Raw genomic sequence first — 19,498 nt, forward strand, 5'->3', positions numbered from 1 at the left:
TCTTAATAGCCGTATTTATATTCAATGCATCGCATCTTGTTTTAGAATAATTGCTGAAAGCATTTTATCCTAAATTGAAATAAAAAAAATAACAAAACCGTTGAGGTTAGTTAAGCGCAAAGGGAGCACTTAATTTAAAAGAAGGAATGTAGACCTTAAATTTATTGGTCTTAGATAGGTTGATCATATTATAATGACCTTGCATAGCACCAAAAGGAGAGGTTAATAAACAGCCAGAATTATACGTGTGAGACTCGCCTGGTTTAAGAACTGGTTTTTTGCCAATAACACCTTCGCCTTCTATAATTTCTTCATTATTTAATGCGTCTAGAATTTTCCAGTGTCTAGTGTTAAGTTGCACAGAATCTTTACTTTGGTTTTCAATAGTTACTTTATAACCAAACGCAAAATGCACTTTATAATTTTTATAAAATGTGCCTTCAAAATTGGTTTCTACGGAAATTTTAATTCCACTTGTAACTTGTTGTACCATATAATTGAAAATTGTGCTATGCTAAAATAGTATAATTTTTGATTGAAACACCATAAATCGCTAAAGTGCTCATAATTTTAACAAATACAAGATTTGATGTACTAATAATTTGGAAAAAGGAAGAAAACAAGCCGCTTTTTCGTTAAAATCGAAATTAAAAAATTAGTTTGTAATGTTTGTAGAGGAGGCTTCGCCATAACCAATTATGCGATCAAAACGCGCACCTAAATCTCTATAATAGACTAATACTTTGTAATTGTTCTCTGTTTGCCAAAAATTACCACTAATAGCACCTTCGTCAATTGCTCCCGTTTCTTTGTCTACTGCGACATACTTGTAATTATAAAACCCTTGCTTCAAAAGCATTGTGTTTTCGTAGCGTTTACTTTCTGTATTATATTCCATTTTTGTGAATGGATCAATAGCGTAAGCATTAAAATTACCATATATATGAATATCTTTGTCCTTGATTTCGTCATGTGAAAGTGAAAAATGGATCATGGTGTAGTCTGCTTCAACATCAACGTTATCGGTATCGATAGCAGTTATTAGAAAATTTCCGTTAATATCAGGATTGTAAGTGTATGGTAAGTCTTTTCTAGAAATATTAGTATAAAGGTAATTATTGTATAACTCTTTTAGCTGAATAAATTGAACACCTACATTTGCGGATCTAACATCCTTGTTTTCATAAAACCAAAACTCATTACCAGCCCAAAAGGCTGATTCAGTATCATAACGATAAATAAGTTCATTACCCAAAGTGTATTGTGGTTTTAATCCTGAAATAGATGTATTTTGATTGTTATTCTGAATAATTAGAGTTTTAATATTGTCTAATGGATTGTTGAAATTAGTACCATTAGTTGAAATAACAATGTCTACAGATTGCTTTTCTCCTATGACCTGCACATCTCTTGATCGCTTTACGCTAACACCAACATTCACATTGTCTTCGTATACCATGAATTTTCTACTAAACATTAATTCATCATAATCATCATAGATAGAAATAATATAATTACCACTTTTCAACAGTCCTAAAGTGCGTGAGTTTGGTATTTGTAAATCGTAATGTGAGTATATCTGATAGGTGTTGAATGAATTTTCATAAGTCAATATACGTTGATTGTCCAATCCTTTAAGGTACTCAGACTTTACTAAAGAAGAGGGTGTCCAGTCATAATTAAAATGCTCAATGACGTAATAAAAATCTTCTTCATTTGCTGTCAGTGCATCAAATTCTAACTCTAATGATTCGCCAAGCTTTAAAACAGGAAGTTGTCCCTCAGTGGTATTACTTTTAAAGGTAATTGTTTTAATAAAATCTGGTGGATTTAATTCTTCGGTTACTTGAGATAGCAATACCAATGGTGTAATTGCAAATAAAACTAGGTTGAAAATATTTTTTTTCATCATATAATTTGAGCGATGTGTAAAGATAATCAAAATTCATGCCTATAAAACGCGCAGCTTATTTATAATGATTACAAATAAAAAAAGATGCTTTTATTTCAACTGTTTTTTAAAGCATAAATTCGTAAATTCGCACGGATTTTTAGATAACTAATCTTTAGTATATGTCAAAAGACATCAAAATTAAAAAGGGTTTAGATATAAAGCTAGTCGGTGAAGCCGAGAAAGCAACGGAAAATGCTATAATTAGTAATTTCTATTCTATAAGACCTGAAGACTTCCACAGTATTATTCCAAAATTAGTAGCAAAAGAAGGTACACGTGTAAAAGCGGGTGAAACTTTATTTTACAATAAAGATAATGAAGCTATGAAATTTGTTTCGCCAGTATCTGGTGAGATTACAGAAGTACAACGTGGACCAAGACGTCGTATCGACGCCATAAAAATAACAGCAGATAAGGAACAAGCTTATGTAGATCATGGTAAGTTTGACTTGACCTCTGATGCAGAAAAAACAAAAGCACATTTATTAGCAACTGGCTGTTGGTCATTTATTAAACAACGTCCTTATGATGTTGTGGCTAAAGCAGATGTTACACCAAAGAATATTTTTATTTCTGGTTATGCAAGTGCACCTTTAGCCGCAGATTTAGACTTTACCTTAGCGGGTAAAGAAGCTGAATTACAAGCTGCAGTTACCGCATTAGCTAAATTAACTGAAGGTAGTGTTCATATTTCTGTGGGTAAGAGTTCTAACTCGCCTTTAGCAAATTTGCAAGACGCTATAACTTATAAAGTTTCTGGACCACATCCATCAGGAAATGTTGGTACATTAATTAATAAGGTAAGTCCTGTAAATAAAGGTGAAGTTGTTTGGACTGTCAATGCACAAGATCTTGTTATCATTGGAGAGTTATTATTAACGGGAAAGTTTAATGCAGAGCGTGTTGTTGCTTTAGCAGGTTCTTCAGTTAAGAAACCTAGATATTTTAGAACTAAATTAGGTTCAGAAATAGCTACAATGATATATGATAATGGTGTTGAAAGAGATGGTAACGATAGAATAATTTCTGGAAATGTTTTAACAGGGAAACAAGTAGCGCCAGATGGTTTCTTGGATTATTACAGTAACGTAATTACTGTGATTCCAGAAGGTGATGACTACGAGTTTTTTGGATGGAACAAGCCCGTTTTTAACAAAGTATCTACATCTAGAGCTTTAACTTTTTCTTGGTTAAGCCCTAAGAAAAAATACGATTTAAATACAAATACTAACGGTGAGCATAGAGCATTTGTAACTACAGGTACATTTGAGGAGGTTTTTCCTTTAGATATTTACCCAATGCAAATTTTAAAAGCTTGTATGTATCAAGATTTAGATGAAATGGAAGCATTAGGAATGTACGAAGTTGCACCAGAAGATTTTGCTTTAACGGAATTTGTATGTGTTTCTAAACAACCACATCAAAAAATTATAAGAGAAGGATTAGACTTAATGCTAAAAGAAATAGGATAATGGGTTTAAAACAAAATTTACATAATTTTAGAGAGAAGAATAAAGATAAGAAGTGGTTGCCAGCATTTTCTGCAATTCATACCTTTTTATTCTTACCAAATGAGACAACTCATAATGGTACTCATATAAAAGCGGCAGATGACTTAAAGAGAACAATGAACACTGTTATTATGGCAATGGTTCCTTGTTTAATCTTTGGAATGTTTAATGCAGGTTATCAACATCATTTAGCATTTGGAGAGATTCAACAGGCTACAGGTGGATTTTTTAGTGCAGAATTCTGGACGTTAGATAACTTCTCGGTTGGTTTCTGGAAAGTAATTCCACTGGTAGTTGTATCATATGTCGTTGGTTTAGCTATTGAGATTTTATTCGCGATAAAAAATAGCCACGAAGTAGAAGAAGGATATCTAGTAACAGGTATGTTAGTGCCACTTATTGTGCCAATTGATACACCATTATGGATGCTAGCAGTAGCAGTTGCTTTTGGTGTTGTTATAGGTAAAGAAGTTTTTGGTGGTACAGGAATGAATATTCTTAATCCAGCGTTAACAATACGTGCATTCTTATTTTTCGCATATCCAACATGGATGTCAGGAGATAAAGTTTGGGTTCATGGTGCAGTAGAACAAGATCAGTTAATAGCAGCTGGTGAGAATGTAGATGCCATTTCTGGTGAAACAATCTTAGGTAGTTTAGCTCAAAACAAAGGTGCAGGTTATGAAATCATGGATATGTTTTATGGTTTAATTCCTGGTTCAGTAGGTGAAACGTCTACACTTTTAATTTTATTAGGAGGTTTATTCTTAATCTTCGCTAAAATTGGAAGTTGGAGAATTATGCTTTCATCTGTAATTGGCGCCTTAGTCATGGGATTAATTTTTAACGGTGTTGTGGCGCAAGACTGGATTACAGAGTCTAGTAAGTTTTATGGATTAATGAGCACAGATTTCTGGCAACATCTACTAATTGGTGGTTTTGCATTTGGTACTGTGTTTATGGCTACAGATCCAGTAACAGCGTCACAAACAACTAAAGGAAAATGGATTTATGGTTTCTTAGTAGGATTTATTTCTATTATGATACGTGTATTTAACCCAGCATATCCAGAAGGTGTAATGTTAGCTATTCTATTAATGAATGTGTTTGCACCAACTATTGACCATTACGTGGTTCAAGGAAATGTTAAGAAAAGAATGAAACGTGTAAAAGCTAAAGTTGCGTAATCATGGAACAAAGAACAGATAAAAACTCATATACTATTATTTTTGCCATTGGTATGGTATTAATTGTAGGTGTCATATTAGCAGGTATTTTTTCATTGACTAAGCCAATTATTACGGTAAATGAAGAAATTGAAAAGCAGCAAAATATTTTGTATGCTATGGGAGTTAATGAAAATGAAGGTACAAGTGCAAATTTTGTGTCAGCAGAAAATGCACCAGAACTTTTTAAGCAATATGTTAAGCAGCAATTGGAAGTTCAAGGTGGCACAGCTGTTGAGAATAACGAAGCTTATTTAATTGATGTAAAGAAACAACAAGCCAATGCAAAGAATGGTGGTGTTAGAAAACTTCCATTATTTGTTGGTGAGAAAGATGGCAAAACATTTTATATCGCACCAATAAGAGGAAAAGGACTTTGGGATGCTATTTGGGGATATGTGGCCTTAGATAAAGATATGGTTGTACAAGGAGCATATTTTGACCATAAAGGAGAAACGCCAGGACTTGGTGCAAACATTAAGCAACGTTTTTTTATGGATGATTTTTATGGTGAACATTTATTGTCTGAAGCAGGTGTATTTAAAGGCATCACTGTTGCAAAGGGTAATGCAGATCCAAAAAATAATGACAAAACAGATAATGAGGTTGATGCCATTGCAGGAGCAACAATTACTGGTGATGGTGTTACAGCAATGATCAAAAAAGATTTAAAGTTGTATTTACCTTATTTTGAAACTTTAAAAGGAAACTAAAACATGGGAAAAGACAGTAAATTAATATTAGACCCATTAGCAGATAATAACCCAATTACAATACAAGTACTTGGTATCTGTTCTGCATTAGCAATTACTGCAGAATTAGAAGCATCTATAGTAATGTCTATATCTGTATTATTTGTATTAGGTATTGGTAACGTTGTTATTTCTTTGATGCGTAACATTATTCCATCGAAAATTAGAATTATTGTTCAACTTATTGTTGTTGCAACATTAGTAATTATAGTAGATTTAGTTTTAAAAGCTTTTGCTTATGAGCTAAGTAAAACGCTTTCAGTATTCGTAGGATTAATTATTACTAACTGTATAATTATGGGACGTTTTGAAGCCTTTGCATTAGGAAATGGTCCTTGGAGATCGTTTTTAGATGGTATTGGTAATGCTTTAGGATATGGTGTAATTCTTATAATTGTAGGATTCTTTAGAGAGTTATTAGGATCTGGAACTTTATTAGGTTTTCCTGTATTAGGAGATCCAATTGAAAAAACGGGATTATATGCTATAGGTTATGAAAATAACGGATTTATGTTATTATCTCCAATGGCATTAATAGTTGTGGGTATTATCATTTGGATACAACGTAGTAGAAACAAAGCATTAATAGAAGATTAAATTAGTTGATAGATAATGGTTATTGGATAGTAGATTCTCCAATAACTTTAAACTAACAACTAAAAACAAAATATATGGAACATTTAGAATTATTTTTCAAATCGATATTTATAGATAATATGGTATTTGCTACATTCTTAGGAATGTGTTCATACTTAGCAGTATCTAAAAAAGTGTCAACTGCTGTTGGTCTTGGAGCTGCTGTTATATTTGTCCTTGCAATTACAGTACCTTTAAACTGGTTACTAGATCAATATATCTTACAACCTGGAGCATTGTCTTGGTTAGGTGAAGAATATGCAAATTATGACTTAAGCTTTTTATCATTCATTATGTTTATTGCTACCATTGCAACAATGGTACAATTAGTAGAGATAGTCGTGGAGAAGTTTTCTCCGTCGCTATATAATTCTTTAGGTATATTTTTACCTTTAATTGCTGTTAACTGTGCCATTTTAGGTGGTTCACTTTTTATGCAGTCTAGAGAAATTGAAACCTTAGGATTAGCATTGAACTATGGTATTGGGTCAGGTATTGGTTGGTTCTTAGCCATATTAGCAATTGCTGCTATTAGAGAAAAAATTAGATATAGTAATGTACCACCTGCATTAAGAGGTTTAGGTATTACATTTATAATTACTGGTCTAATGGCAATTGGGTTTATGAGTTTTGGAGGAATGTTGACTGGAGGTGATGAAGAAGGTGAGCCAACTACAGAACCAACAGCATCTATAGAAGTTATTAAAGAAGATATTAAAAAAGAAGAAGCTAAACTTAAGTCAGACTTAGAGATAGCCGAAAATACAAACAAGTAATTGATTAGTATTATGATATTAGCTGCAAGCACAGTCGGAACCATAGTAGCAACGGTAACAGCCTTTTTGGTGGTTACTTTGATATTGGTTGCCTTATTATTATTTGTAAAACAAAAACTTTCACCTTCTGGTCCTGTGACCATTAAAATTAACGGTGAACGTGAAATTGAAGTTGGTTCTGGAGGTACCTTATTAAGTACATTGGGTAGCCAAAAAATATTCTTACCATCTGCATGTGGTGGAGGTGGAACTTGTATTCAGTGTGAGTGTCACGTTTTAGCTGGTGGAGGAGAAGCTCTACCAACTGAGATTCCTCACTTTACAAGAAAAGAATTAGCTCATGGTGCACGTTTATCTTGTCAGGTAAAAGTAAAACAGGATATGGAAATTACCATTCCAGAAGAAGTATTTGGAATTAAGAAATGGGAGGCAACAGTAGTATCAAACTATAATGTGGCAACATTTATTAAAGAATTCGTAGTTGAGATTCCAGAGGATATGAACTACAAGGCTGGTGGTTATATTCAAATTGAAATCCCTAACTGTGAGATAAAATATTCTGACATGGATATTTCTGCACACCCGGAAGATCATCCTGGAGAACCAGATAAATTTGAAGCGGATTGGGATAAATTTGGTTTACGTCCATTAGTGATGAAAAACGAAGAACTTGTTGAAAGAGCATATTCAATGGCTTCTTATCCTGCGGAAGGAAGAAAAATTATGTTAAACGTGCGTGTTGCGACACCTCCATTTGATAGAGAAAAAGGTGGATGGATGAATGTAAATCCAGGTGTAGCTTCATCTTATATATTTAATCAGAAGATTGGAGATAAAGTAACAATTTCTGGACCTTATGGAGAATTCTTTATTAATGATTCTGATTCAGAAATGCTATACGTTGGTGGTGGTGCAGGTATGGCACCAATGCGTTCTCACCTATACGAATTATTTAGAACCTTAAAAACAGGTCGTAAAGTAACATATTGGTATGGTGGGCGTTCTAAAGCAGAATTATTCTATATCCATTATTTTAGAGCTTTAGAGAAAGATTTCCCGAACTTTAAATTCTTTATTGCATTATCTGATCCTACGGAAGCAGATAACTGGCAACTAAAAGAAGATGTAAATGATGAGTCTGGTGATGGATTTACAGGATTTATACACCAAGTGGTAATAGATCAGTATTTATCTAAGCATGAAGCACCAGAAGATATAGAATTATATTTCTGTGGACCGCCATTAATGAACCAAGCTGTTCAGAAAATGGGTGAAGATTTCGGTATTCCGGATGAACACATTAGATTCGATGACTTTGGAGGATAGATGTCACAAGATATCTAATGTATCAAACTTATTCTAATAATAAAAAAAACCAACGTATTAACGTTGGTTTTTTTATTATATATAGTTTATATAAATACGGTGTTTACTGATGTTTGCTATTGTTATTACATCGCATAGTTGAAGAATAAAAGGGAACATTCATCTAAATTGATTATCTGCTAATAATTGAAACTCCAATTAGTGGTGATATCCAACCAACAGTTAATATTCACTTTGATCCTTGAAGTATTGCTAATGAATTTAAGGACTTATTAATTTAATTTGAGTCAATTAAATATTAGATGTACCTGATGTATAGAATTTCAAAAGATTTCTATGGATAAATTACTTACAATTTAATTTGATTTAAATGAATGCAAGGTACTCTGAGAGTAGTAATAAGGAGAAAGCATCATATGCTAATGTTTTAATGTAAAATGACCAGTAGCCGATTCTCCATCTTTATAAATTACCTTAAACCAATAATCGTTTGTTGGCATAGTAATATCCTTTCGTTTTCCATCCCAAGTAAAGCTATTTTGTTCATTTAGAATGGCGATAAGTTTACCATATCTGTCAAAAATTCTTATAGACTCAAAGTTATTAGTATCGACGCCTTTTATTCTCCAAAAATCGTTTTTAGAATCATTGTTAGGTGTTATAAACTTTGGATAACCAATTAAGTATAATTTTTTAAATATTGTTTCTTCGCATTGGTTAATATCCCTCACATAAATGGTTTGAATTCCGGATGGTATATGTTGAAAGGTATAGGTATTGGCATTACCATAAAAATTTAAGTTGTCTATAGAATATTCGTAATTACTGTTACCACTAACTTCTACAACAATAGTATTATTGTCATAGTTTAAATCAACATCAATGTTTTCAAATATAGGTGGCTCATTTTGTATTAAAGTAAATGTTTTAGAATTAGAACATTCTACACCATTTAATACCTTGTAAGCAATATGAGTATATGTTCCGCTTGTATAAGACGTGAATTGACGTGTGTTAAAGAGAAGTTCGCCACTACTATTTAACCATTCAAATCTTGTGTTAGAATTGTGTCCTGTTAATACTATCGGTTCATTTTGACAAAATGTATATTCATCTTCTAAATCAATAATAGGTACACTATTTACAATTAAATTTATTGGAGCTAAACCACTACAAGCCAACCCACTTTCCTCGGCTCTAATCCAAACAGTTGTAGTTGAAGAGGTTAAATTAGACCTTATGTCATTTTGAGTAGTCTGGGCGTCAGCTAATGATGGGTAAAAATTTATATCGGTGGTAATAGGAATATTTAGTGCTTCTCTAACATGTTCTTTAATTTCAAGAATCATAAACAAACCTTCATCGTTATTATCAATATTGTCTGAGTTCTCACAAACATAAAAGTCTGGTATATCAATAGTCTCGGTATAAATAGCATTTAAAAAGAACGACGTTATGGAAGGACAACCATTAGAATTATATACTTTAGCAAAGACCTCTTGATTCGGAACTAAATTAGTATAATTTTCAGGGTTTGAAATAGGATTAGAATTTTGATCCGCATCTTCAAAACTCTCAAAAAACGTGAATTCTTCTTCCAAATAATTATCGAGAATTCTTTCTTTTATGTTGTTGAGATTAAACACAGAAATCCCATCAGTATCAGAATCACATTGAATAAGTTCTTGGCTTGCAATTAAATCTGGAGTATCGAATACCGAAATCCTTTTAGAGGTAGTAATTTGTCTATCATTAACGGTAATTGTAGCTGTTATATTAAAAGTACCTGTGCTTTCATAAGTATGACTAGGAATGATATCATTAGAGGTATTACCATCTCCAAAATCCCATTGAGCCGCTGTTATGTTTGAATAGGTATCTACTTCGAACAAAGCAACTTTATCTTTGCAAAATGTATCACTTGTAATTCTAGTTCTGAAGTATGATTGTATAAAGTTTGGTAAACCTAATCTTGAAAAACTACCACTTAACTGAATACCAGTATGATTGTAGTTTACAGCAGATTCAAGATTTAAAGGACTATTAATAACACCAACATTGTCAGATCCAATATCTGGACTTTCAGTCAGCGCTCTGTATATTTTACCATTTTTTGCAAGCTGTAAACTTCCCGGAATTGTTACGCCAATATTTTCATGTAAAATAGTAATTTCACTACCTCCATTATAAGTTTCTAAATCATATTGAACTAATAAATCCTTTTTTTCTGAATCCTCAGGAACAGTACCAGTGGAAGTATCTAACATACCTTGGCGTCTCAACGTAGCGTATAGCTTATTCGAATCTTTAGAGAATGCTAAACCATATGCAGAAACGACTTCAAAAAACACCTTCGTTGTGAAAAGACTACGTCTGTTACTAACTTCTCCATTACTGCTGTCAAATGTAAATGTGTATAGATGTTTGTTAACATCATCATCAAGAAAATTACTTATGGCAATTTTTGTTCCGTCAGGAGAAAATTTCATTATACCCTCTTTTCTACCTGCAAAATATAAATTGTCTGTTATAATTGGATTATCAATTGTTCCGTCCGTATTTATCTTGTACGCATAAAACGAAAAGTAATCATCGTTATCATTTTTTTTAGTGGTTAAAACCCAAATAGATTGACCATCATCATGGTGAACCGCTGTAACTTTTCCAATTTCAGCACCTGATAATAAAAGAATGTCATTTTCTATAACCTCACCTAAACCAACATTAGCTGTCATATCTACTGTTGAATAATAAAAACCATCAGTACCTATAGAAAACACATAATACTGATCTACAGAATTAGGAATAGGAACGATTATAGAGTTTTGATCAGCGCCAGCATTACCGTTAATATTAGCACCATTTGCCATAGTATCATGGTTCTTATTCCAAATGGTTTGGCTATTGGTATAAAATAATAAGTTTCCATCAAAATCTGAAATACTCGCACAACCAGCAGGCGCAAACATGCTACTATTGTTAATGGCCTGAACATTATCAGGCGTTTCAAAATTTAAACCAGCATATTGTCCAAATAACCAATTATTTGTTTCGTTATTTTGGGCACAAATGGAAAGACTTAAAGTAAATGCAAAAACGTAAGTAAGATTTTTAATAATAAATTTTAATTTCAAAAAATTAGAAAAAATCATTTTTGAGTAGTTAGGTTAGGTAAAATGGATAGATTTTGCTTAAGCATTAAAGGTAATTAATATTTAATTAAGAAAATGTTAATGTGCTAAAATACACGATAAAGTGTTGTATTTGTTAGCTGTATCCTATTTGTACTCCATAATTAAATATACAGAAGTGGTTTCTCCTATATTTAAGACTTCGTGGGAAGTAATTGAATCTTTACTAAATGTATAACCTGTAGGTACACTTACTTCTCTAACTCCAGAATCATCAGTGATTCTAAACTTACCGCCAACTAAAGTGTAACCAACATGTGGATTATGGTAATGTTTTTCATGACCAACTCCAGGTTCAAATGTACATTTAAGCACTCTCAATTCTTCATTGTCTTCTAAAATTTCGCATACAGATTGCCCTTTCCAGCCAGCTTCTAAAGGATCTGGTAATTTCTGGTCTTCATTACAGTTAATAAAAATCAGAAATACTACACATAGGGTCAATAGTGACGGTTTTATTTTCAAAATACGATTAGACATTATTATTTATAATTTTATAACAAAAGGTGTAAGTATAACGTTCTTAAGGGTATGAAAAAAGGATTATTTATAGTTTTAGTTTTATTCGCTATTGCGGTTTTGGCATTTCAATTGACTCCAGTTCAAAAAACAGTTGATACGGTAGTCTCAGTTATTGATACACCAAGCCTAATAAATAAAGATAGCTTAACTATAAGCACAAGAGTAAATATACCTGAAGGTTATGAACGTCCAGACTACGAAGCCGGAAGTTTTGAAGACCATCTTAGAAATTATAAATTAAAACCCTTTGGTAGTAAAATTATTAATTATGATGATACTAACTATTTTTGGCAAGGCGGACATATTGGTGTTTTAGAAATACCTGTCCCGAAAAACGGATTGCAGCAATGTGCAGACGCGCTAATTAGAATTAGAAGTGAATTCCTTTGGAACAAAAAAAGAAAGGATGAGATAGGTTTTAATTTTACATCTGGACATTATTGTTCTTGGCTAAAATATGCAGAAGGGTATCGACCCAAAATTAACGGCAATAATGTGTCTTTTCATAAAACTGCTCGTGCTAATTCCTCTAAAGATAACTTCTATAAATACCTTAATTTAATCTATATGTATTCTGGTACTTTATCGCTTTTTAATGAGCTAGAATCAGTGAAAGCAGAAGATTTAAAAATAGGAGATATGCTAATAAAAGGTGGTTCGCCTGGTCATATAGTTTTAATTTGTGACGAAGTTATTAATGATGAAGGTAAAAAGTTATTTTTATTATGCCAAGGAAATACACCAGCGCAGAGTGTTCATTTGGTTAAAAATCTTGAAGACACCAATATTTCTCCTTGGTATCATTTGGAGGATGATGCAGTAGTTCCTGTTTCTAATTATACATTTAGTAGTTCAAAATTTGTGAGGTTTAAATAGCAACTTCGTATCTTTGTTATATGAGTAAACCGCTAACGCCTCAAGAAGTACATAATTTAGCTATGAACCACGTAGGTAAAGACCTAGAAGCACGTGGCTTTGAGTTTGTGGCAATAAATAGTACATTAAAAAGGCATCCTCAATTTGTATGTATTGACAAGAATAGTCAATATTATTTTGTAATAGTAAGAGCCGTTATTTTACCAGAAAACCCTAATAATTATGATGTTGTTTGGATGGAAACTTTCAAAAAACACGCTTATGAAAAAGATGCCAAAGTACTATATGCTGGTGTTGGTTTGGGTAATCCTGCAGGTGAAGATTTACCAATTCATTTAGATGAGGATTATTTAATTGAATATAACGGAATACAAGTAATTGAAATGAATTTAAACTAATATGAAGCAATTACTAGCATTAGTCTTAATAATCAGTTTGTATTCTTGTACTGATGATGTGCCAAAAAACATTAAACTTTCAGGTGCCGTTTTTGGTACGAGTTACAATATTCAATATTACTCTGCTGATGATGTAAATTATCAAAAGCAGTTTGATAGTTTGTTTACTGTTGTTAATCAATCATTATCTACTTACATTCCAGATTCTGATATATCCAAACTTAATAGAAATGAGATTACTAAGATAGATTCTCATTTTGAGAATGTTTTTAAAGCTTCAAAAATAATTTATAGACAAACCGAAGGTGTTTTTGATCCTACGATAGGGAATGTTGTAAACGCTTGGAATTTTGGGTCAGAAAAGAACAAATTTCTAACCGATAGTTCAACAATAAATAATCTTATGAAGTTTGTTGGTTTTAATAGAGTGGGCTTGGTTGATCATCATATAAAAAAGTCTGAAGAAAGCTATTTAGAATTTAATGCAATCGCAAAAGGTTATGGTATAGATGTTATAGCTAACTTTTTAGAATCTAAAGGAATTGAGAATTACTTAGTAGATATAGGTGGAGATTTAAGAACATCTGGTGTAAATATAGAAAGTAAAAAAGGTTGGGCAGTTGGAATCGATGATCCTAATTTTGATGGAGAACAGTCTTACTCTAAGGTAATTACCCTGAAAAATGAAGGTATGGCAACGTCGGGAACATATAGAAAGTTTAAAACAGACGAAAACGGAAATCGTTACGCACACATAATAAATACCAAAACCGGCTACCCTACAAAAACAAATATTTTAAGTGTTTCTGTTATAGCCCCTAATTGTATGTTGGCAGATGGTTATGCAACCGCTTTTCAGGCAATGGGAATTGATAAAGTAACATGGTTTTTAAACACACATCCAGAATTGAAGGTTTACTTCATCTATGAAGATGAAAACAAATTCTTAAAAACTTTAAGCTTAAATGGTTTCCCATAGGATCTCTTACTTTTTTTAAATATTATTTTGCACAACAGCCCTAATATTGGGTATGGTATCGAATAAATTAATGCACAACTCTAAATTTTTAGTAGTTTGTTGACCTTTAATTATTTACCAACGTGTTTATTTTATATTTATGAAATCAAAAATTACGATACTAATACTTGCGTTTTTATTGCCTATTTCATTATTCGCTCAAACTAACAGTGAAATAGCTGATGTATATGTAAAACGATCTGAAGCCTTTTTCTTTAATTCGGACATGGATAGATCTTTAGAGATATTTAATAAAGCTCTAAAATATATGGACAGCGTACCTAATAGTCGTGTGGCTAAATTGGGCACCTTGATACATTTTGAACATAAGCAGTTCTTTGAAGCACGATCTTATGCTAAATGGTACTTTGACTTGGAAGAAGATAAAACTACAGAAGATTATCAGTTTATGTTAGAGACCTATGTTAATATTCAAGAAGAAATAGATAATCACATAGCAGAGCAAAAAGCTTTAGAAATTAAACGACTTATAGAAGACAAAGAAGCAAGACGATTAGATTCACTTAATAAACTATGGAGCTCTAAGTCGAAGGAATTTGTTGTGGAAATAGATAGTATTTATAAATTCAACACCTATAATTTAGCCGTATTTTCTAAAGACGGTCAACTCGGTATAATGAATGATCTTGGAGAAGTTATAGAAAAGCCTCAAGATCTTAGTCATCATATCGCATATGATGGCTATGTTTTGCTACTAGATAAGCCAAGTAATCCTACTAAAATTTACGCGTATCATTATAAAAGTAAAGAAGGATTTTTATTACCAAGTGTTTCTGAGTTTAATTCTAGTTCTACGCATTACGGTAAGGTAATGTTACCTAGAGCTAATGGGTTATTGGTAACATATCCTAACAATGCAAACAAAGCTTTTATTTATAATTTACAGAGCAAGTCTCTTATGGCTTCAACGGATTTAAAAGAATTTCTAAAGACTTTAAAGAAAAATGATATTATTGAAAAATTTAAGGATGAAGAAATTCGTATAAACAAATTGTGGTTAACATTAGGAAATGAAATAGGAGCAGGATTCTATGAATTGTATGAAAACAATGAGAGATATGGTTATATAAATACTTCTGATGGTAAAATTTATGACGTAAGTTATTACAACTTTTTAGGTGGATTTAATAACGGTAATTTTGAATTAATAGAAAACGGAAAGCGCTTTTGGTTAAATACCGATGGCGTAAGACGAGAAACTAATAATAATGAAGACGGTAAATACCAAGGTAACTCTAGGTTTGTGAAACAGCCAGATGGTAATTATTATATACTTCAGAACAGAGACGGTAAAGATTATTTAATTATTGGAAAAAATGCCCTATTAAATAAAGAGCAATTTGTAAAATAGTAGATTCTTTCGTTGAAAATCTATTCACAATGGCACAGCATAATTCATGGGATTTTTGAAGGTCAAAACAGATTACTTTGAGTTAAATCTTTATATTTTAAAAAAAAATTAAATTTTTTGTGACTTATCAAGAAATGTTGTTTCTAAACTAATGAGTGCCATAAACACTCAATAATAAAGAAAGTTGTACCAGGTTAGGGTGGTGCAGCTTTTTTTTGTGCCAATAATTAAATATGTCTCTACTTATAGAGCACTATTGAGAATACATTTTTTATTATTTCAATAGTAAACTATAGCATTTTAAAGGTTTAAAATATCCGTAAATCAATTATTTAGAAGTTAAAAAGTGTTTTTTAGAAGTTTAAATAAAAACACCTAATATCTTTCGTTTATATTAGTTGTCAATAATTTAGACTAACTATGAAGCCCAATTTACTTAAATGCCTAATTTTACTTTTTCCTATATTATGTACCTCTCAAGAATTAGTTAAAGATAGTTTGTTGCTTCATTTTAATTCTATTACAAACGATAGTTTGCGCAACTTAGAATTTAGAAAAGCAGCCATAACCTATAAAAATTCTAATCCTAAATTGCATTTGTTTGTTCTAGAAAATGCATTAAAAAGAACAAAAAGTAAAAAACATTTAGCCCAATTTACAGCTCAAAAAGGCATGTATTTTGAAAAAAAAGGGCAAATAGATTCAGCAATTGCTTATTATAATAATGCCATATCAAAATTTCAAATTATAAATGATAGTCTAGATCAATATAAAGCTAAAAGCCTTTTGGCAAATGCCTATATCGCAAAAGGTGATTATGAGTTAGCTATTCAAACTATTAAAAAAAATATAACTTTTTTTGAAAGCAAAGAAGGCCATTCTAGAGATGTTCTTTTCAATAAAAACAATTTAGGCGCTTTATATGTAAGTATAAAAGATTGGGAAAACGCAAAAACTTATGTAGAAGAAATTTATAAGCACCCAATTACAAAAAAAAATAAAAGAATGTTAAGCAGTACGCTTATTAACCTAGTAGCCATACATACCGAGGTTAATGAGCTAGATAAAGCTTTAAATTATGCGCACGAAGCCGAAACTCTAGAAAAACGACCACGTAGTTTGGCTAATTTATACCATAATTTGGGTAATCTATATATGCAAAAAGCCAATTATAAAAGTGCAGAAAGCTATTTCTTAAAAAGTTTAAAATTAAACGAAACCTTAAAAAGTGAAGATGCAATACAAATAAACTATAACAACCTTGGGCAAAATGCAATACGTTGGGGTAAATATAAAATTGCAGAACAGTATTTGTTACAATCTAATGCGTCGTTAAAAACATCAAATAATATAGTTTCTCTTGCCACAAACTATAAGTTACTATCATCATTAAATACCAAAACCAAAAATTATAAAAAAGCATTAGAATACAGTTTAAAAGAAAAACAAATTAGCGATTCTATTCTGGGTATTGAAAAACAAAAAGCCATTGCCGATTTTGAAGTAGCTTACCAAACCGAAAAAAAAGAACGCGAAAAAGACATCGCGCAGCAAGAGCTTAAAATATCAAAACTAGAAAGTACAAAAAACAAAAACTTGTTTTACAGTACTTTAATTATAGCAGGTTTGTTATTGCTAACTGGAATGTTTTATTACAGCCGCTTTAAAATCAAGCAAAAAGCTGAGTTAGTAACCTTAGAGTTAAAAGAAACCCAAAAACGATTGGCTTTAGAAAAGCAATATAAAGACAGCGAACTAAAGGCGTTAAAGGCACAAATGAATCCACATTTTATATTCAATGCCTTAAATTCTATTCAAGATTATATTGTGTTAAATCAGAAGAATTTAGCAAGCGATTATTTAGGTAAGTTTGCCGATTTAATTCGTAATTATCTTCATTTTAGCGATACAGGTTTTATTTCTGTTCCTGAAGAAGTTCATAATTTAAAACTCTATTTAGAATTAGAAAAATTGCGTTTTGAAGACGCTCTAGATTTTACATTTAATATTGAACCCAAGGTAAATTCCGAAACCATTAAAATACCAACAATGTTAATACAACCTTATGTAGAAAATGCGTTGAAACACGGTTTGCTTCATAAAAAAGATAATAGAACGTTACGTATTTCAATAGCTAAACAATCAGAAAAAATAATAGAATGTATTGTTGAAGATAATGGTGTTGGTAGAGAAAAATCTAAAGCAATTAACCAAAAGCGTGAGCATCAACATAAATCGTTTGCATTAAAAGCCACAACACAGCGCTTAGATTTGCTCAACTTTGGTAAAGAACGAAAAATTGGCGTAGAAATTATCGATTTAAAAAACAACCAAGAAGCGCTAGGTACTAAAGTAATTTTACAAATACCAATTTTAAATACATAGTTTAATTATGAAAGCATTAATTATAGACGACGAGAAAAAAGCAAGACAAGTTTTGCAAATATTGGTAGAAGAAAATTGCCCAAAAATAACCTCTATTTTACAAGCCGATAATTTGTTAACTGGCGTAGAGTTAATAAAACAACAAGCGCCAAACATTGTGTTTTTAGATATTGAAATGCCAGAACATTCTGGACTAGAGATTTTAAATTTTATTGAAAAAGAAGTTCATAATTTCGAGATTATTTTTACTACAGCTTATAGCGAATATGCCATACAAGCGTTTCAGCTTTCTGCTATAGATTATTTGTTAAAACCTGTACGACCAAGTCAAGTAAAAGAAGCAGTAGATAAAGCTGTGAAGTTTTTAGGGAATACGCAAATAAATAAACGTCTTATAGAATTAAAGGAAAGTTTACAAAATTCAAACTTTAAAAAAATAGGATTGCCAAATGCAGATGGTATAAAATTTGTAAATTTCAATGATATTATAATGCTTGAAGCAGATGGTATGTACACAAAGGTATCTGCCATTAATGATGGTAGTATTTTAGTGAGTAAACCCTTAAAATTTTTTGTTGAAACACTAAATAATATAAAAATATTCTATCGTCCTCATCGTTCTCATTTAATCAATCTTTCTTACATCAAAGCTTATGTTAAAAAAGATGGAGGTTACATTGTTATGGAAAACGACCAAGCGGTTTCAATTTCAAACGATAAAAAAGAAGAGTTTTTAACTATTGTACAGAATATTTAGGCTTTAAAAGTTGAAAAGCTCATTTCAGAAGTTTGCCATTAAATGCACTAGTATTTAATGGCATTTTTGTTTCATAATTATAAAACCAAATTTATTATGAAAACAAAATTACTCGTAATGTGTTTATTTCTGGGTGTAACCATTGCCCATTCTCAAGTCTATGTAGATGCAAGTGCTACAGGAAACAATGACGGTACAAGTTGGGCAGACGCATATAATAATCTACAAAGTGCTTTAGGTAATAACCCAGCTGGTACATTTTGGGTAAAAGCTGGTACTTATATACCTGGAACTAATAGAACAGATGTCTTTAGTTTAACTAATAATCAGGAAATATATGGTGGTTTTGATGGAACAGAAGTTAGTTTATCTCAAAGAGATGCATCGGTAAACCTTACGATTTTATCTGGTGATATTAATGGTAATGATAACACGTTGTTTTCTGCTACTGATCCAAATAGAGCTGAAAACAGTTATAGAATCATTGATGTAAATGGAGATAATGTAATCATTGATGGATTTAGTATCATAAATGGAAATGCCAATGGATCTGCGACTTCAGATCAAGAGGGTGCAGCTGTTAATTTTAATATATCAAGTGATTCAGAAATAAATAACTGTAAATTTATGCGTCATACTTTAACCAGAGGAGGTATTATTCGTTCTATTGATGTTGCGCCACAAATGAATCTTGAAATTACTAACTCTATTTTTAAAGATAATGAAGCGTCATTTGCAACCGTTTATTATGGTCGAGCAAATGGTAATCTAGACATTAAATTTGAAGGGTGTTTATTT

Annotated in this window: 16 protein-coding genes and 1 pseudogene; 13 read left to right on the forward strand and 4 right to left on the reverse strand. The window is 31.6% G+C overall.

Annotation, left to right across the window (positions count from 1 at the left end):
- Positions 1-106: 106 nt before the first annotated feature.
- Positions 107-493, reverse strand: a complete 387-nt coding sequence (gene apaG, locus ACJBCC_RS00995; protein ID WP_299099122.1) for a Co2+/Mg2+ efflux protein ApaG — start codon at positions 491-493, stop codon at positions 107-109.
- Positions 494-655: 162 nt separating this feature from the next.
- Positions 656-1,909, reverse strand: coding sequence for a DUF5103 domain-containing protein (locus tag ACJBCC_RS01000; protein ID WP_407556156.1), 1,254 nt, complete (start codon positions 1,907-1,909; stop codon positions 656-658).
- A gap of 164 nt (positions 1,910-2,073) precedes the next feature.
- Between ACJBCC_RS01000 and ACJBCC_RS01005 the strand changes: the two genes are divergently transcribed.
- From ACJBCC_RS01005 to nqrF, 6 genes are all read left to right on the forward strand, one after another.
- A complete protein-coding gene (locus ACJBCC_RS01005; protein ID WP_299099126.1) occupies positions 2,074-3,426 on the forward strand; it encodes a Na(+)-translocating NADH-quinone reductase subunit A in 1,353 nt (450 codons plus the stop codon).
- Positions 3,426-4,652: an NADH:ubiquinone reductase (Na(+)-transporting) subunit B gene (locus ACJBCC_RS01010; RefSeq protein ID WP_407556157.1), complete on the forward strand. Its 1,227-nt coding sequence runs from the start codon at positions 3,426-3,428 to the stop codon at positions 4,650-4,652. Before ACJBCC_RS01005 ends, ACJBCC_RS01010 begins: the two co-directional genes overlap by 1 nt.
- A gap of 2 nt (positions 4,653-4,654) precedes the next feature.
- A complete protein-coding gene (locus ACJBCC_RS01015; protein ID WP_407556158.1) occupies positions 4,655-5,404 on the forward strand; it encodes a Na(+)-translocating NADH-quinone reductase subunit C in 750 nt (249 codons plus the stop codon).
- A 3-nt stretch (positions 5,405-5,407) separates the two neighbouring features.
- On the forward strand, positions 5,408-6,040 hold the full coding sequence (locus ACJBCC_RS01020; RefSeq protein WP_299099132.1) for an NADH:ubiquinone reductase (Na(+)-transporting) subunit D: 633 nt from the start codon (positions 5,408-5,410) through the stop codon (positions 6,038-6,040).
- Between the two features lie 74 nt (positions 6,041-6,114).
- Positions 6,115-6,855, forward strand: a complete 741-nt coding sequence (gene nqrE, locus ACJBCC_RS01025) for an NADH:ubiquinone reductase (Na(+)-transporting) subunit E (protein ID WP_299099134.1) — start codon at positions 6,115-6,117, stop codon at positions 6,853-6,855.
- Between the two features lie 12 nt (positions 6,856-6,867).
- Positions 6,868-8,181 (forward strand): NADH:ubiquinone reductase (Na(+)-transporting) subunit F, encoded by a 1,314-nt coding sequence (gene nqrF / locus ACJBCC_RS01030; protein WP_299099136.1) that lies wholly within the window; start codon positions 6,868-6,870, stop codon positions 8,179-8,181.
- A gap of 419 nt (positions 8,182-8,600) precedes the next feature.
- Here nqrF and ACJBCC_RS01035 read toward each other — a convergent pair whose 3' ends face one another.
- Both ACJBCC_RS01035 and ACJBCC_RS01040 read right to left on the reverse strand, forming a co-directional pair.
- Positions 8,601-11,315: a T9SS type B sorting domain-containing protein gene (locus ACJBCC_RS01035; protein WP_407556159.1), complete on the reverse strand. Its 2,715-nt coding sequence runs from the start codon at positions 11,313-11,315 to the stop codon at positions 8,601-8,603.
- Between the two features lie 144 nt (positions 11,316-11,459).
- Positions 11,460-11,852 carry a cupin domain-containing protein gene (locus ACJBCC_RS01040; RefSeq protein ID WP_407556160.1) on the reverse strand — a complete coding sequence of 131 codons (393 nt, stop codon included), beginning with the start codon at positions 11,850-11,852 and terminating at the stop codon, positions 11,460-11,462.
- A gap of 51 nt (positions 11,853-11,903) precedes the next feature.
- Here ACJBCC_RS01040 and ACJBCC_RS01045 point away from each other — a divergent pair, with 51 nt between their 5' ends.
- The 7 genes and pseudogenes from ACJBCC_RS01045 to ACJBCC_RS01075 all read left to right on the forward strand — a co-directional run.
- Entirely contained in the window at positions 11,904-12,770 is an 867-nt protein-coding gene (locus tag ACJBCC_RS01045) for a DUF4846 domain-containing protein (RefSeq protein WP_299099142.1), read from the forward strand.
- Positions 12,771-12,790: 20 nt separating this feature from the next.
- Complete coding sequence (locus ACJBCC_RS01050) at positions 12,791-13,168, forward strand: Na(+)-translocating NADH-quinone reductase subunit F (RefSeq protein WP_299099145.1); 378 nt, start codon at positions 12,791-12,793, stop codon at positions 13,166-13,168.
- Between the two features lies 1 nt (position 13,169).
- Positions 13,170-14,147 carry an FAD:protein FMN transferase gene (locus ACJBCC_RS01055; RefSeq protein WP_407556161.1) on the forward strand — a complete coding sequence of 326 codons (978 nt, stop codon included), beginning with the start codon at positions 13,170-13,172 and terminating at the stop codon, positions 14,145-14,147.
- A gap of 139 nt (positions 14,148-14,286) precedes the next feature.
- The gene (locus tag ACJBCC_RS01060; protein WP_407556162.1) at positions 14,287-15,558 is read left to right on the forward strand and encodes a hypothetical protein; all 1,272 of its coding nucleotides are present in this window, start codon (positions 14,287-14,289) and stop codon (positions 15,556-15,558) included.
- Positions 15,559-15,978: 420 nt separating this feature from the next.
- Complete coding sequence (locus ACJBCC_RS01065; protein ID WP_299099151.1) at positions 15,979-17,943, forward strand: histidine kinase; 1,965 nt, start codon at positions 15,979-15,981, stop codon at positions 17,941-17,943.
- Positions 17,944-17,950: 7 nt separating this feature from the next.
- Positions 17,951-18,700 (forward strand): LytR/AlgR family response regulator transcription factor, encoded by a 750-nt coding sequence (locus tag ACJBCC_RS01070; protein WP_407556163.1) that lies wholly within the window; start codon positions 17,951-17,953, stop codon positions 18,698-18,700.
- A 96-nt stretch (positions 18,701-18,796) separates the two neighbouring features.
- A pseudogene (locus ACJBCC_RS01075) lies at positions 18,797-19,498 on the forward strand (hypothetical protein); the annotation flags it as partial.

This window comes from Winogradskyella sp. 4-2091 (genome assembly GCF_045765065.1).
GTDB lineage: Bacteria > Bacteroidota > Bacteroidia > Flavobacteriales > Flavobacteriaceae > Winogradskyella.

What these genes read in the sequence shown, in the direction of transcription:
- apaG (WP_299099122.1), bottom strand. Translation starts at nt 493, where the DNA reads ATGGTACAACAAGTTACAAGTGGAATTAAAATTTCCGTAGAAACCAAT.
- ACJBCC_RS01000 (WP_407556156.1), bottom strand. Translation starts at nt 1,909, where the DNA reads ATGAAAAAAAATATTTTCAACCTAGTTTTATTTGCAATTACACCATTG.
- ACJBCC_RS01005 (WP_299099126.1), top strand. Translation starts at nt 2,074, where the DNA reads ATGTCAAAAGACATCAAAATTAAAAAGGGTTTAGATATAAAGCTAGTC.
- ACJBCC_RS01010 (WP_407556157.1), top strand. Translation starts at nt 3,426, where the DNA reads ATGGGTTTAAAACAAAATTTACATAATTTTAGAGAGAAGAATAAAGAT.
- ACJBCC_RS01015 (WP_407556158.1), top strand. Translation starts at nt 4,655, where the DNA reads ATGGAACAAAGAACAGATAAAAACTCATATACTATTATTTTTGCCATT.
- ACJBCC_RS01020 (WP_299099132.1), top strand. Translation starts at nt 5,408, where the DNA reads ATGGGAAAAGACAGTAAATTAATATTAGACCCATTAGCAGATAATAAC.
- nqrE (WP_299099134.1), top strand. Translation starts at nt 6,115, where the DNA reads ATGGAACATTTAGAATTATTTTTCAAATCGATATTTATAGATAATATG.
- nqrF (WP_299099136.1), top strand. Translation starts at nt 6,868, where the DNA reads ATGATATTAGCTGCAAGCACAGTCGGAACCATAGTAGCAACGGTAACA.
- ACJBCC_RS01040 (WP_407556160.1), bottom strand. Translation starts at nt 11,852, where the DNA reads ATGTCTAATCGTATTTTGAAAATAAAACCGTCACTATTGACCCTATGT.
- ACJBCC_RS01045 (WP_299099142.1), top strand. Translation starts at nt 11,904, where the DNA reads ATGAAAAAAGGATTATTTATAGTTTTAGTTTTATTCGCTATTGCGGTT.
- ACJBCC_RS01050 (WP_299099145.1), top strand. Translation starts at nt 12,791, where the DNA reads ATGAGTAAACCGCTAACGCCTCAAGAAGTACATAATTTAGCTATGAAC.
- ACJBCC_RS01055 (WP_407556161.1), top strand. Translation starts at nt 13,170, where the DNA reads ATGAAGCAATTACTAGCATTAGTCTTAATAATCAGTTTGTATTCTTGT.
- ACJBCC_RS01060 (WP_407556162.1), top strand. Translation starts at nt 14,287, where the DNA reads ATGAAATCAAAAATTACGATACTAATACTTGCGTTTTTATTGCCTATT.
- ACJBCC_RS01065 (WP_299099151.1), top strand. Translation starts at nt 15,979, where the DNA reads ATGAAGCCCAATTTACTTAAATGCCTAATTTTACTTTTTCCTATATTA.
- ACJBCC_RS01070 (WP_407556163.1), top strand. Translation starts at nt 17,951, where the DNA reads ATGAAAGCATTAATTATAGACGACGAGAAAAAAGCAAGACAAGTTTTG.